The 14205-nt window shown below is 58.3% G+C and carries 11 protein-coding genes; 10 read left to right on the top strand and 1 reads right to left on the bottom strand.

Going from position 1 to position 14205, the window contains the following annotated elements:
* The first annotated feature begins 63 nt into the window (after positions 1-63).
* The 10 genes from BSK43_RS32600 (at position 64) to BSK43_RS32555 (ending at position 13344) form a co-directional block, all read left to right on the top strand.
* Positions 64-984 (top strand): LysR substrate-binding domain-containing protein, encoded by a 921-nt coding sequence (locus tag BSK43_RS32600; RefSeq protein ID WP_246662761.1) that lies wholly within the window; start codon positions 64-66, stop codon positions 982-984.
* Positions 985-1126: 142 nt separating this feature from the next.
* Positions 1127-1372, top strand: a complete 246-nt coding sequence (locus BSK43_RS32595; RefSeq protein ID WP_068394940.1) for a hypothetical protein — start codon at positions 1127-1129, stop codon at positions 1370-1372.
* A gap of 503 nt (positions 1373-1875) precedes the next feature.
* Entirely contained in the window at positions 1876-3123 is a 1248-nt protein-coding gene (locus tag BSK43_RS32590; RefSeq protein ID WP_077467610.1) for an efflux RND transporter periplasmic adaptor subunit, read from the top strand.
* A 9-nt stretch (positions 3124-3132) separates the two neighbouring features.
* Positions 3133-6291 carry an efflux RND transporter permease subunit gene (locus BSK43_RS32585; protein WP_077467609.1) on the top strand — a complete coding sequence of 1053 codons (3159 nt, stop codon included), beginning with the start codon at positions 3133-3135 and terminating at the stop codon, positions 6289-6291.
* Positions 6292-6645: 354 nt separating this feature from the next.
* Positions 6646-8349 (top strand): EAL domain-containing protein, encoded by a 1704-nt coding sequence (locus BSK43_RS32580; RefSeq protein WP_077467608.1) that lies wholly within the window; start codon positions 6646-6648, stop codon positions 8347-8349.
* A gap of 43 nt (positions 8350-8392) precedes the next feature.
* The gene (locus BSK43_RS32575) at positions 8393-8899 is read left to right on the top strand and encodes a ubiquinone biosynthesis methyltransferase UbiE (protein ID WP_136687417.1); all 507 of its coding nucleotides are present in this window, start codon (positions 8393-8395) and stop codon (positions 8897-8899) included.
* Complete coding sequence (locus BSK43_RS32570) at positions 8896-10071, top strand: class I SAM-dependent methyltransferase (protein ID WP_077467606.1); 1176 nt, start codon at positions 8896-8898, stop codon at positions 10069-10071. The genes BSK43_RS32575 and BSK43_RS32570 overlap by 4 nt, the downstream gene beginning before the upstream one ends.
* A complete protein-coding gene (locus tag BSK43_RS32565) occupies positions 10068-12428 on the top strand; it encodes a SpoIIE family protein phosphatase (protein WP_077467605.1) in 2361 nt (786 codons plus the stop codon). The genes BSK43_RS32570 and BSK43_RS32565 overlap by 4 nt, the downstream gene beginning before the upstream one ends.
* A 4-nt stretch (positions 12429-12432) precedes the next feature.
* Positions 12433-12978 (top strand): ATP-binding protein, encoded by a 546-nt coding sequence (locus BSK43_RS32560; RefSeq protein ID WP_077467604.1) that lies wholly within the window; start codon positions 12433-12435, stop codon positions 12976-12978.
* Between the two features lie 27 nt (positions 12979-13005).
* Positions 13006-13344, top strand: coding sequence for a hypothetical protein (locus BSK43_RS32555; protein WP_077467603.1), 339 nt, complete (start codon positions 13006-13008; stop codon positions 13342-13344).
* 61 nt (positions 13345-13405) lie between these two features.
* On the opposite strand, the gene BSK43_RS32550 is transcribed toward BSK43_RS32555, so the two are convergent.
* Positions 13406-14173 carry a metallophosphoesterase gene (locus BSK43_RS32550; protein WP_169055493.1) on the bottom strand — a complete coding sequence of 256 codons (768 nt, stop codon included), beginning with the start codon at positions 14171-14173 and terminating at the stop codon, positions 13406-13408.
* Between the last annotated feature and the right edge of the window lie 32 nt (positions 14174-14205).

The following is a 14205-nucleotide window of genomic DNA, read 5'->3' as shown; positions in this document are numbered from 1 at the left end:
ATAATTGCTGATTATGAAATTGACGAGCCCTCACAGCCCTCAATTTCTCCACGGGAGATGGTATTGGCACGCCCGGAAGCAGGTTTCGAACTCAGGCATCTCAGATATTTCGTGACCCTGGTCGAGGAACGGAATTTCGACCGGGCCGCGGTGCGCCTCGGCATTGCCCAGCCGGGCCTCAGCCAGCAGATCATCAGCCTCGAAAAGATCGTCGGAATGCCGCTTCTCGACAGGAGCCGCAGGGCCGTCAAGCTCACCCATTCGGGCGAGATCCTCTTTCAGGAGGCCAAGAAGGTTCTTGCGCAAACCGAGGCAACCGTTGCCGCCATTCATAGGGCCGGTCGTGGGGAGAGCGGGCGTATTTCGATCGGCTATGTGGCATCGGCCGCCTATTCCGGCGCTGTCGTCCATGCCATTCGCAACTTCAAGCGCGATCATCCCCATGTCGAGATCGAGCTGCAGGAGATGGAACTGCGCCAGCAGTTGCAGAGGATCGCGGATGGGCTCCTCGATTTCGGCTATATCCGATCTCCGGCGCCAATACCGAGCGGGGTCACCGTTCAGGTCATTCTTCGCGAGCCGTTGATCGCAATGCTTCCCCGCGACCATGAGTTCGCCGGGCATGCCATTGACGACCTTTCGAAGTTTCGCGCCGAGACATTCATCACGCCGCGCCAACCGCCAGAAATCGGATTTCATCGAAGCACGCTGCAGGCATGCCGGGAAGCGGGCTTCGAGCCCATAGTCAAGGCTAGCGCCCATGATTTTACCGAGATAGCAGCTCTGGTCGGGATAGGCACCGGCATAGCGCTGGTGCCGCAATCCATGCGTTGCGCCGATCTTCCCAACATCAGTTATCAACCCGTAGAAAGGGTGGCGGCGACGTCGGACGTTGCCATTGCCTATCGAAAGGGCGAGGGTGCGCCTGCCGTCAAGGCCTTCATCGCCAAGCATCGCGCCCAGGTTCGATCAGGCGCCGCATAGAGCGGGTTGCCGGCCTGTGGATGAATGTGATTGTCTGCGACAACTTAGCGGCTTTCTGGGATATCTTTGCGACATATCCCGGCTATAATGTAGATCTTGGTTGAACCACTTGAAGGCGTTCGATTTGTGCGAGGAAGTTCCTATGCAGCCGAGCAAAAGCGTATCCATCGACGAATTGCCTGAGAACACCGCTCTGGCGGTCTATGAACTGATCGCCCGCACATTTCGGGAATATTCCGAAGTTCTCTACATCAGCGTGTCGGATATTACGGATGAGGGCGTCCGCATCGGTGGCGTGGAAATCACCATCCGCAAGACCGCCGAAGATATCATTCCCCAGGTTGCCGGGTTGCCTGAACCTGGCCAACAGCCCCTTCATCTCGATTGAAGGCCGGCGCTCGCCGGCTGTGCTTCGATGCGTCGATGAAATCAGACATTGTCAAATGTATCAAACTATAGCTGAAACCGCTGGGTGCCTCTGATCTGGCGCGGCACCTGAATACAATCTGATACATTTTCCTCATTTGCCGGCAAAGCTATGCGACAAAGCCGACGTAGCCTCCCCTCGTGAGCAAACAGCTTGAAGAGGAATAGAGGCCATGATCGCCAATCCCGTGTCCGGCTCCTACAGATCCGGCCGAAGCTTGCTGGTGCGTCATAGCGCCAAGCTTGGCTTGACCCCTCCCTCGTCTCAAGTCGGTTGCCGACGGAATTTGCCGCGCAATCTGCGCTCCGCTGCGCGGTCGTACCGCTACGCTCGATAAGTTGCCGAGCGGCCGCCCAGGCAAAACCGCCTGCGATTTCAACCGCGCAAATTCGCGCGGCACGGCGCCGAAACAACGGCCGCTCCATCCTTCAATCGGATTTAGGTCTGAACCCAATGAGGACTACATGAGAGAATATCTACTGCGAGCAATTGCTTCCGGCACTCTGGCGATAGTATTGGCCGGCTGCAACGAGCAACCGGCACAGCAGGCCAATCGTGCGGCCGCAAAGCCCGAGATCAGCGCGGTGACATTGCGCCCGCAGTCGGTCGCGATTACGGCAGAACTGCCCGGCCGCATCAGCGCCAATCTCGTTGCCGAAGTCCGTCCGCAGGTCGGTGGCATCATCCGCAACCGCAACTTCAAGGAAGGCAGCGAGGTCAAGGCCGGTGACGTGCTCTATGAGGTCGATCCGGCCTCCTACCAGGCCTCCTATGACAGCGCCGCCGCCGCCCTGCAAAGGGCGCAAGGCGCAATACCCAATGCCCAGGCCCGGCTTGATCGCTACAAGGGCCTGAGCGCTCAGAGTGCCGTTAGCCAACAGAACACCGACGATGCGCAGGCAACGCTCGTTCAGGCCCAGGCGGATGTGGCCTCCGCCAAGGCGGCTCTGGAAACGGCGCGGATCAATCTCGACTATACCAAAATTCGCGCACCGATTTCCGGGCGCGTCGATGCATCCACCGTTACCGTGGGCGCGCTCGTCACGGCCGAGCAAACGACTGCGCTGACCACCATCCGCCAGCTGGACCCCATCAATGTCGATGTCACGCAGTCGAGCACAAATCTGCTGAAATTCCGCCGCGCGGTCGAAGAGGGCCGTCTGAAGACCAGCGGCGACAATGTCTCGGTTCACCTCACACTCGAAGACGGCAGCCAATACCAGCAGACTGGCCGGCTCGAATTTTCCGAAGTGGCGGTTGCCGAGACTGTCGGGACGATCAATGTGCGGGCCATCTTCCCCAATCCTGGACGTGTGCTTTTGCCCGGCATGTATGTACGGGCGACCATTCAGGAGGGGGTTGCCGAAAACAGTTTCCTGGTGCCGCAGCGCGCCGTTTTCCGCAACAGCAAGGGCGAGCCTACGGCCTTCTTCGTGAATACGGACGGAAAGATCCAGCAGCGTGCGCTCACCATCCAGCGCAGCATTGGCAATAGCTGGCTCGTGGCCGAGGGAATAGCGGAGGGGGATCGCGTCGTCGTCGAAGGCAGCCAACGCGTGCGCGATGGCCAGGAGGTCAATGTCGCATCGGTCACCGTTGACGATGCAACGGGGAATCTCGAGCAGCTGGCTGCAGCAAGCACTCCTGCCTCCGGACAACAGAACAAGGCCGACGTCGCGGATAGAACCGCCGTTACCGGCTCGACGAACTGAGGGAAGCCGATGTCTCGTTTCTTCATCGACCGGCCGATCTTTGCCTGGGTTATTTCCATCGTCATCATGCTGGCAGGTGCGCTGTCCATCCTGACGCTCTCGGTCTCGCAATATCCACAGATCGCGCCGACGACGGTTCGCATCACCGCCACCTATTCCGGCGCCGATGCAGCCACTGTCGAAAACTCGGTGACCAAGGTCATCGAGCAGGGCATGACCGGCATCGACAATCTCGACTATATGACGTCGACCTCTACCGCGACGGGTCAGGCATCGATCTCGCTGACCTTCACTAACAAGGCCGATCCTGACGTCGCGCAGATGCAGGTGCAGAACAAGCTGCAGCTAGTCACCGCGCAATTGCCGCAAACCGTGCAGAATACCGGCATTACCGTCTCCAAATCGACGACCAGTTTTTTCCTGGTTGCGGCCTTTGTCTCGACCGACGGAAAGCTCGCGCCGACCGATCTTGCCGACTATATCGACAGCACGTTCAACGACACCTTGAAGCGCGTGCCGGGTGTTGGCGATACCACGCTCTTCGGCGCGCGCTATGCCATGCGCATCTGGGTGGATCCGGACAGGCTCGCCAAATATCAGCTGATGACATCGGATGTCATTGCGGCGATCACGGCGCAAAACGTCCAGGTCTCGGCCGGCCAGCTTGGTGCGTTGCCGCAACTCGGCGGCCAGCAGCTCAACGCGACGGTCACAGCCGGCAGCCGTTTCCAGACGACGCAGGAATTCGAGAATATCATCTTGAAGAGCCTGCCCGACGGTTCGCTGGTGCGCATCAACGATGTCGGCACGGTGCAGCTCGGCGCCGACAGTTATGTGACGTCAGGCGTCTATAACGGTCTGCCTGCAGCCGGTATTGGCCTCAGCCTGGCGACCGGTGCGAATGCGATTGATACGGCTGCGGAGGTTGAAGCGACGATCGACAGCTTGCGCAGCACGTTGCCGGCTAATGTCGAGATCAATTACCCCTATGACACGACGCCGTTCGTCAAACTGTCGATCGAGGACGTGGTCAAGACGCTGCTTGAAGCCATCGTGCTCGTTTTCATCGTCATGTTCGTCTTCCTGCAGAACCTCCGCGCAACGCTGATCCCGACGCTCGCCGTCCCGGTCGTCCTGCTCGGCACCTTCGGGGTGCTGTCGCTGTTCGGATACTCGATCAATACATTGACGATGTTCGGCATGGTGCTGGCCATCGGCCTGTTGGTCGACGACGCCATCGTCGTGGTCGAAAACGTCGAGCGCGTGATGGAGGAAGAAGGATTGTCGCCGCGAGAGGCGACGATCAAGTCGATGCAGGAAATCACCGGTGCCTTGATCGGCATCGCCACGGTTCTCTCGGCTGTGTTCATCCCGATGGCGTTCTTCTCGGGCTCGGTCGGTGTCATCTATCGCCAGTTCTCGGTGACGATCGTCTCGGCAATGGTGCTCTCGGTCATCGTCGCCCTGATCCTGACACCGGCTCTTTGCGCCACCATCCTCAAAAAGCCTAAGCATGGGGCCAGGGAGCGTGGTCTGTTCGGCTGGTTCAACCGCAATTTCGAGCGGGGTACGCGAGGCTATCAGCGAACCATCCACGGCATGATCCGCCGCACGGCGGTCTTCCTGGTGATCTTCGTACTGATCGGCGGCGCTGTCGCCTATCTGTTCAATCGCCTCCCGAGCTCCTTCCTGCCCGAGGAAGATCAGGGTCGTTTGCTGACCAGCATACAGCTTCCTCCAGGCGCCACGGCCGATCGCACCAGAAAGGTGCTCGATCAGGTGATGAATTACTATCTCACCAACGAGAAGGACTATGTCGACGGTGTCTTCGGAAGCGTCGGCTTCAACTTCAGCGGACAGGGGCAGAACGTGGCCATCGCCTTCGTCGACCTGAAGGATTTCGACAAGCGCACGACCCCACAGTCGACGGCTTCGGCCATCGCCAAGCGGGCCATGGCGGCGTTTTCCAAGATCAAGGACGGTAACGTCTTCGCACTGGCGCCGCCGGCGATCCCCGGCTTCGGCAGCTCGAGCGGCTTCGACTTCTTCATCAAGGATATCGATGGTGCCGGCCATGCCGCGCTGATGCAGGCCCGCAACCAGCTGCTCGGTGCCGCTTCGACAAACCCGCGACTGAGTGGAACACGTCCGAACGGACTGGATGATACGCCGCAATATTCCGTCCATATCGATCAGGAAAAAGCCCGGGCCCTGAATGTCGATCTCGGCGATATCAATTCGACGCTCTCAACCGCCTGGGGCGGCACCTACGTCAACGACTTCATCGATCGCGGCCGCGTCAAGAGAGTCTATGTCCAGGGTGATCGCAAGTACCGCATGCAGCCGGAGGATTTCGATCGCTGGTATGTGCGCAATTCCACCGGCGATATGGTGCCGTTCTCGGCTTTTGCGACAGGTATCTGGACCAGCGGCTCGCCGCGTCTGGAACGCTATAACGGTTCGTCGGCCGTGGAAGTGCTGGGCTCGGCAGCACCGGGTGTCTCGTCAGGCGACGCCATGAACGAGATCGACAAGATCATGGCGACCCTGCCGCCCGGCTTCAGCCATGAATGGACCAGCCTGTCCGCTCAGGAAAAGCTCTCCGGCAACCAGGCGACCCAGCTCTATGCCATCTCCATCCTCGTGGTGTTCCTGGCGCTCGCCGCCCTCTACGAAAGCTGGTCGATCCCGCTCGCCGTCATGCTGTCGGTGCCGATCGGCATCTTCGGCGCACTCCTCGCCGCAACCATCTTCGGACAGTCGAACGACGTCTACTTCAAGGTGGGCCTGCTGACGACCATCGGGCTAGCGGCCAAGAACGCCATCCTGATCGTCGAATTCGCCATCGAGCAGCAGAACCAGGGCAAGGGGCTGATCGATGCGACGCTGGAGGCGGCAAGACAGCGCCTGCGGCCGATCCTGATGACGTCGCTCGCCTTCATCCTCGGTGTTCTGCCGCTGGCGATTGCCAATGGTGCGGGATCGGGCAGCCAGAACTCGATCGGCATCGGCGTCATGGGCGGCATGATCTCCGCCACCGTCCTCGGCGTCTTCTTCATCCCGCTGCTCTTCGTCTCCGTGCGACGCATCTTCAAGGGAAAGAAGACGACAGAAGCTGCAAACCAACAGTCGGAGATTGTTGCTGCGACCCCCGATATCGCGCAGTGACAATTCGTTCGCCGCGCAGCAACATCGCTGCGCCGGCGCGAAGAATATGGATGGCGTCCGGTGGATTACGCCACTGCCTCATAAGCCAGGCTGAGACAGCCTTCGACCGATAATGAAACAAACTGCTGCCGTGCTCCAGTCTTTGGTCAGCATATGTCCCGGCAATCATTGGCTAAAAAACATCCGATAATATATTCGCTTAAAGCAGCTGCCACGTTCTGGTAAGTTATGCCTTGCGCCTGCACGCTTGATGAGATTGCAATGAGTGAGATGCAACTCCCGATGCGGATAGGCCCAGTTCAAGCTGGACAACCGCCAGACACTCGCGTGGCTGGTTTGGAGGGACTAGGCCATATGCCAGAAAACCGAGTGGATCGGTCGCAGCGAGTTCCACAGGGGTTCGAACCTGACAGTCGTCTCGAGCCGGCGATTTCGCTTTGGGACGCAGATCTCAAACTGATCGATTCCTCCCGAGAATTTGAAGAGCGTATCGGACTTGCATCTCGCAACGGCATCACTTTGTGGGAAGCCTATCCGCTGCTGGTAAAACCTGCCCTTGCCGCGATTGTTCAGCAAGTGATTGATACCGGCGAGCCCCAGACTATCGAGCTTGGCGTTTCGAGCCATGAGACGCGGAGTCTGTTGCTCTCCCATATCCGGGCGGGTCTTTTCGCGGTCGAAACCAGCGGGACAAATGCCGAGCAGAGCCCATGGTCGCAGAACAACGAGAGAGAGCGGCTTATCCATCAGGCAACGCACGATGTTCTGACCGGATTGCCCAATCGCCGTCAATTCAGCGCCGAATTGGCGCAGCTGCTTCCGGCCAATGGAAAAATGGCGCCCGCACTGATGCAGCTCGATCTCGACGATTTCAAACCCGTCAATGACACGCTGGGGCATGGTGCCGGCGATATCCTGCTTCAGTTGGCGGCGGAGAGGATAAAGGCAGCGCTCGGTCGAAACGGGACGGTCTACCGCCTCGCCGGAGATGAATTCGCGATCATTCAGGTTGGATCCCAACAAGCCTTCGAAGCGGAGAGATTGGCCGAAGAGCTGGTTGCGGAATTCAAGAAGCCTTTCACCGTCAACGGCATATCGCTGTTCGTCGGCGTCAGTGTCGGGATTGCCATCGCGCCGCGAGACGGCAATGAGGGTGAGCAGCTGATGAAGGCGGCCGACGTTGCCCTCTATGCGGCCAAGAAGGAAGGGCGCCGTCGGGCTCGAACTTTCGATCCGAGCATGTTGATTGTGGTCGAGCAGAGGGAATTGCTGCGGCGCAGCCTGCGTGTAGCGCTCCAGCGCGACGAGTTCTTCATCGAGTATCAGCCGCTGGTCGAACTGCCCTCCAACGTCGCGGGCTTTGAGGCGCTGCTGCGCTGGCGGCACCCGACTTTGGGCATCATTCCGCCGGCTGCCTTTATTCCCATGGCGGAAGCCGATGGTCTGATGAGCGAAATCGGCCAGTGGATGCTTGAGGAAGCCTGCCGGGAAGCCTTGACCTGGCCGGTGCACTACACGCTCGCGGTCAATCTCTCTCCGGCCGAATTTTTGACGCCGGGTTTCACCGATCGTGTGTCGCAAACACTCGACATTGTCGGATTTCCCGCCGAGCGCCTGGAGCTGGAGATCACCGAAGGGGTTCTGCTCGAACGCACCACCAACAATCTCGATACGCTGAACACGCTCAACGTGCTCGGTATTCAGATCTCGCTCGACGATTTCGGCACCGAATATTCATCTCTCAGCTATCTCAAGAACTTCCCCTTCGATACGATCAAGATCGACAGGTATTTCATCAGGGACCTTTTGCAGGATGCGAAAAGCCAGGCGATTGTGCGCTCTGTGATCAGCCTTGCGCATGGCCTGGATATGCGGGTAACCGCAGAGGGTGTCGAGACGGCGCAGCAGGCCGCCTGGTTGCGCAACGAAGGCTGTGATCGATTGCAGGGATATTGCATCAGCCCGCCGCTTGCCGCAGACAGGCTTGAAGATTTTATAAGGCAAGGGGCGCGTATCCAAACGGCGACAGCTTCGGATGAGCTTCGCGCCGGACTTTAATTTTTGAAACGCATTTGATCCGGGAGTTTCTTAAGTGGATAGCATGGAGACCCAGGCTGACGCGGCGTTTGAGCCGCTGCTTGAACTGGAAATGGAGATGGCGAGCTTTGCGGCCGACTGGCTCTACTGCGACCAATGCTCGACTTACATTGCTCGTATGGTCAGCCACGACCGGAACGATCCGATCCGCCATGCCAATCTGCTTTCGGCGGCGCTGAATGAACTCTTCGAGATGTCGTTTCATGCCCGAGAGCACAATGGCGCTCTGACCTGCCGCTTCTGCCGCAGTGGTGATGTCGAACGGATAGAGCTGACTTTTCCTTGTCCGCTCGAAAAACGCGGCTTCTACGGCGCAATTATCGACCGCATAAAAGGTGGCCACGCGCTTACAAATTATCTGGACGTCATCACCAACGACGCGGCGCGCGCGGAGCATGCGATCCTTCTTGGCCTGGCCGTCAACTACGAGGCCAAAATCGAACTGTGGGAGACAGACACCGGGCTCTTGACGTTCGTGGTGGATCTCAAGTTCGAAAGGCTCCTCAATTGAGCACCTATTCGTCCCATCGGTTCACCGCGCAATTCGACGCCAACAACCAGGAATTCTCCTTATCCGGCGTGCTGAGACCGCACTCGGTCGCGGAGCTTGCCGATGATTTGGCATTGCTACGGGGCGGCATCGAAACGGTGAATGGCGTCTGCTACATCAACCTGAAGCGCGTCATCCACATGAACAACACGGCGTTCCGCGCCCTAACGCATGTTCTCGTCGATGCGGCCCGGTCGAGACCGGATCTCAAAATTGTTGTCATTGCGTCGAGCGTCGTTGCCTGGGCGTCACGATTGTTTCACCACCTGAGCGATATCTCGCCCAATATCACCGTCGACATCTACGATTCCGCCTTTTATCCGGGCCAGACATTCGTCGAGGACCAGAGTTTCATCCCGATCCTCAGAACACAGACGAAAATGACTTGGCGGCATGAACGCGAGATATTGCCGCGGCATGGCCTTCGCGAAGGCATGCACATTGCGGATATCTGCTGCGGCATCGGCGATTTCGCCATGCTCGTGCGGAAGGACTTCAAACCGGCCCGGATCGTCGCTCTCGATCATTCGATGGCCAGCCTCGATTATGCCCGTTCGGTGGCTCGGGATTTCGATGTAGAGGATATCGAATATACCTATGGCGATGCGTCGGAAATGTTGTTCGAGAGCGATCAGTTCGATTTTGTGACCTGCCGCCACTCGCTGCAGATCTTCGACCGCCCGAGCGTCCTGTTGCGGGAACTCTATCGCATCTGCAAGCCGGGTGGCAGGGTCTACATCACCAACGAAAAGAACTCCCATTGCCTTGGCGAGCCGCGGGCCGAAACGATCCAGTGGACCTACAACGAAGTAGCGAAGCTGTTTGCATATTTTGATATGGATGTTGAGATGGGCCCGAAGGGCCGCCGCATGTTGCTGGATGCCGGTTTCATGGACGTGAAGATGGAAAGTTTCATGGTGACCAATCTCGATGGCGACCCGCAGGATTTCGCCGATGTCATCACGGCATGGCAGAATGTCTATGCCGATGAGATGGCTGTCAGGAGAGGCGATCCGCCCGACTTCATCGAACGGTTCAAACAGGGTTTCCAGGATCACATTTTTGCAGCCCTCCATCCCAGAGGTTATGCCGGCTGGCCCATCTGGGCTTCATCGGGGCAGAAGCCGCTATGACGGGCACCTCGGCCGCCAAGCCCTGGCTCGGGCTGCGCTCCTTCCGCGCCAAGTTTCTGGTCGTCGTCGGCGGCGCCGTGCTTTTCGACCTGCTGGTCAGCGGCGGCCTGGCGCTTTGGAATGTGCAGCGCCTCTCGCGCAACGCCACGACCGAGGTGGGGCTGGGCCTTGAAAAGGCGAGCCAGGATTATATTCGCTCCTATACCGATTCCACGGCCACGCAAGTTGGCCTCCTGATCGATCAGGTCCACTCCGACGTGAAGGCGCTGTCGGGCGTGCTCCAGGGGCAGATCGACAATCCGGCGAGAAACGGCGATGTGGGTGTGGCCATAGCCAAGGCATCTCCGGACGCCGTAACCGTGACGTATGACCAGGTGGGCCAATGGGCGCAAAACCCTCCCGGAGCGCCCTCGGTCGTCAGTGTCTGGGGCTATCTGCTGGACAAGGATCATCATCCGTTGCCGCAGGTACAGGCCGACATAGAATGGAGCGCCGTCCTTGATCTCGTCGCCCCTTCGTTACTGCACAACGGCGCATCGAAGCTGCAAATGTATTATATCGGCCCGAGGGAACGTCCGATCTTTCGTACCGCGCCCTATACGGAGCAGGCACAGACTTTCGATCGGCTCTATCCCGGGCATAACAGCTCCGATTTCTGGACTTTCTTCTTTCCAGGACTTTATGAATCCTGGCAGCAATGGGCGTCTCTCCCATCGTCCCGACCGGTTGCCGACTACATCACCCAGACGGCCCCCTATACGGATGCGATCACCGGAAAGCTGATCGTCAGCTTCTTTCATCCGCTTTGGACCCCGGACAGGCACGGCGTGGCCGGTGCGGCCGGCGCCGACATCACACTTACTCAGCTCGCCGAGATCGTCGAGAACGTGAAGGTCGCCCAGAGCGGCTTCGGCTTCCTGACCATGTCGAATGGAAATGTCGTCGCGATCAATCCGGTCGGGGAAAAGATCATCGGTCTGCGCGCATCGAACGATGCGGCCAACAAGGGTGTCACCGGCCTTGATCGATCGCTGCGCAATAGCACACAGAAGGCGATCGCAAACCTGCCGCTCGATGCCGACGGCGCGATCCAGCATATTTCGCTCAACGAGCAAGGCGAGGACGTGCCTTATCTTGTCGTCGTCAAGCAGCTGCATCCTACCAATCTGTGGGTAAGCGGTCCCGTGCAGCGTGAGGTCATGTCGCTTGGAATCGTCGTGCCCGAACGTGAGATCTACGCGTCGCTCATTGCGGCGAAAGCGGAAATATCACGGGCAACCGACCGGATCCTGCTCTATCAGATCCTTGCCGTCCTGGTGTCGTTGATGATCGTCACGATTGCCGTCTTCGCTGCATCGAAGCGCATCACCGGTGGTATCAGTGCGCTGGCAGGCGCCGCCAAGCGCATACAGGCCAAAGATTACTCAGTCAGGGTCGACATTGCGAGCAAGGATGAGGTGGCCGAAGCAGGTGTCGCCTTCAACCGTATGGCCGAGGACATCAGTTTTCATACCGAAAACCTCGAAAAGCTTGTTGCAGACCGGACGAAGGAGATCGAGGCGGCCAAGGAAGAGATTTCTACCCTCAACAATCAGTTGAAGAGCGAGAACCTTCGGCTAGGCGCCGAGCTCGATGTCGCCCGCCAGATTCAGTTGATGGTCCTGCCGCGCGCCAAGGAGCTCACCGAGGTCAAGAATCTGGAAATTGCCGCCTATATGCGTCCGGCCGACGAGGTCGGCGGCGACTATTACGACGTCCTGCAGAACGGCAAGAATCTCAAGATCGGCATCGGCGACGTGACCGGCCACGGGCTGGAAAGCGGCGTGCTCATGCTGATGGTGCAATCGATCGCGCGTGCGCTGCAAGAGGCCGGTGAAATGGATCCGGCGAAATTCCTGACCGACCTCAATCGCACGATCTTCAAGAACATCGAGCGGACGGAAACAGACAAGCATATCACCCTGTCATTCCTAGATTACGATGGCGAGCGATTGACGATATCCGGTCAGCATGAGGACATGATCGTTATTCGCCAGAACGGCAATGTCGAGCGCATCGATACCGGCGACCTTGGCCTTCCAGTCGGTCTTGAAGCGGATATCTCCCCATTCATCGACACGCGGGAAATACCCTTCGCGAAGGGCGATATGGTCGTCCTGCACACCGACGGTGTCACCGAGGCGGAGAACTCGAAGGGTGAGCTCTTCGGTTTCGAGCGACTTCTTGAAGATGCCCGCCGCCTGCACGGCGGCACTGCCGAAGAAGTGGTCGATGGGATCCTCGATGATCTGATGACCTACATCGGCACGCAAAAGATCCACGATGATATTACCCTTGTGGTGATGCGACACAGGTGAGCCCATGACGACTGTAGTATACGGCAAGGAAGATCTCGTCTCGTTCGATACGAGCCGCGCGCTCCGGCTTCGCTTGCTTGATGGACCGCTTCACCTTGCGTGGCGCCACTCGGCGATGACGTCGGATTTTATTGCGGAGACGATGGCGCTCGGGTTCCGGTCTTCGGAACGCCAGTACAAGACGATCAGGCACGATATCGGCTATCTGACGAACGAGCTGATCGAGAATTCCATCAAGTTTCGTGCGTCCGGGGAGATCATGATTGAAGCCTTGGTGGATGCGAATGATTTCAGAATGCGGATCGTGAACTTCGTGGATGACGATGCCGCCACCCGATTTCAGCAGCTTTTGTCGAAAGTCACCGCTGGTGATCCGGGTGAACTTCTCATAGAACAGATCGAGGCGAGTGTGCTCGAAGGCGGCAATGTCTCCGGATTGGGATTGCTGACGTTGATGAGCGACTATCAGGCTCATTTGGCCTGGCGCTTTGATGGGGACAATCTGCATAAGCGGACAAGACTGCAAACTTATGCCATGATGGCAATTTGATCGTCGTGAGTCCACGAGAGGCCATTTATGGAAATCAAGGAAGAAGCGTTCCGCGTCTGGTCAGAGGGCAGCACCCTGTTTTTTGACGGAACCATGCGCCTGGCAGGCCCCGATGCCTATGCACCGGTCTACGATCTGGCCAGACAAGTGCTTTTCGACGGCGGAGGCAAGGCTACGTTCGATTTGACAGGCCTGCATTTCCTGAATTCTTCCGGCATCAACCTGCTCGCCAAACTGACGATCGAGGCGCGCAAGCACCCCGATCTCCAACTCACCGTATGTGGTTCCTCGCAAATTCCATGGCAGATAAAGTCGCTGCCAAATCTGAAGAAGCTTCATCCGCGCCTCGATTTGCGCCTGACATAGCGCTAGGGGCCTGCCTGTTCGCTCGCTTATGGTCAAGCATGCGATAAGCCGCGGAGCGATCTTAGGATCGGGGCAACAGCACGGCCTCTGTTTCAATCTCGCTTCCGTCTATGTGCAGTATGCGGTAGCCAAACGTTCCGACATCCGCCTGAAGCTCATCTGACTGTTTGACGATCTGGTAAGAGGTCGCCGGCGTGGCGAATTGGCGGATATTGGCGTCGCTGGCATCGTCGATAATGTGATAATGGCCGCAGAATACCGATACCTCGCAACCGATGCCAAGCAGCAGCGACATGGTTTCATCCCGATCGCGCAAGGCAGCGCCGGCTCGATCCACGGGCGTGTCGATCGCCAGGATCGGATGATGCACGAAGAGTAAGGCCTTGCTCACGCCATCAAGCTCACTGGCCAGCCACGCGCGCTGGCTCTCGCCCAATATGTTATCGGACGAGTCGAGAAAGATGTGCTTCAGATCTCCATAGGTGCGCGAGAAACACAGCTTTCCCCGGACGGCATTGTCGCTGGCGTTCCAATATTGCGTGACGTTAGCGTAGTCATCGTGGTTGCCGAGGATGACGCTAACTGCGAAATCATAATCTTTCAGAAGCGCGAAGAAGCTTTGAACCGATTCGGCGGTACCGATGTCGCCGCCGAAGACCACGCTCGAGATACCCTTGGCCGCAATGTCATCGAGGACCAGCCGCAGGCGATCCTCGTGTTCTTTGGGCGCATTGTCGTAGCGCATTTTGTCGCCGGCTATTTCACTGTTCGTGACCAGCTTCTGGCCGAGATGGGTGTCGGTGAAATGGGCAATCGTGGTCTTCGTCATTCGCGGGCTCCATGGCATGCATCTGCCAGATT

Source organism: Rhizobium sp. P44RR-XXIV (assembly GCF_001999485.2).
Lineage (GTDB): Bacteria > Pseudomonadota > Alphaproteobacteria > Rhizobiales > Rhizobiaceae > Rhizobium.
The sequence above is the reverse complement of the archived record's forward strand: the minus strand, read 5'-3'. Positions and strand labels throughout refer to the sequence as shown.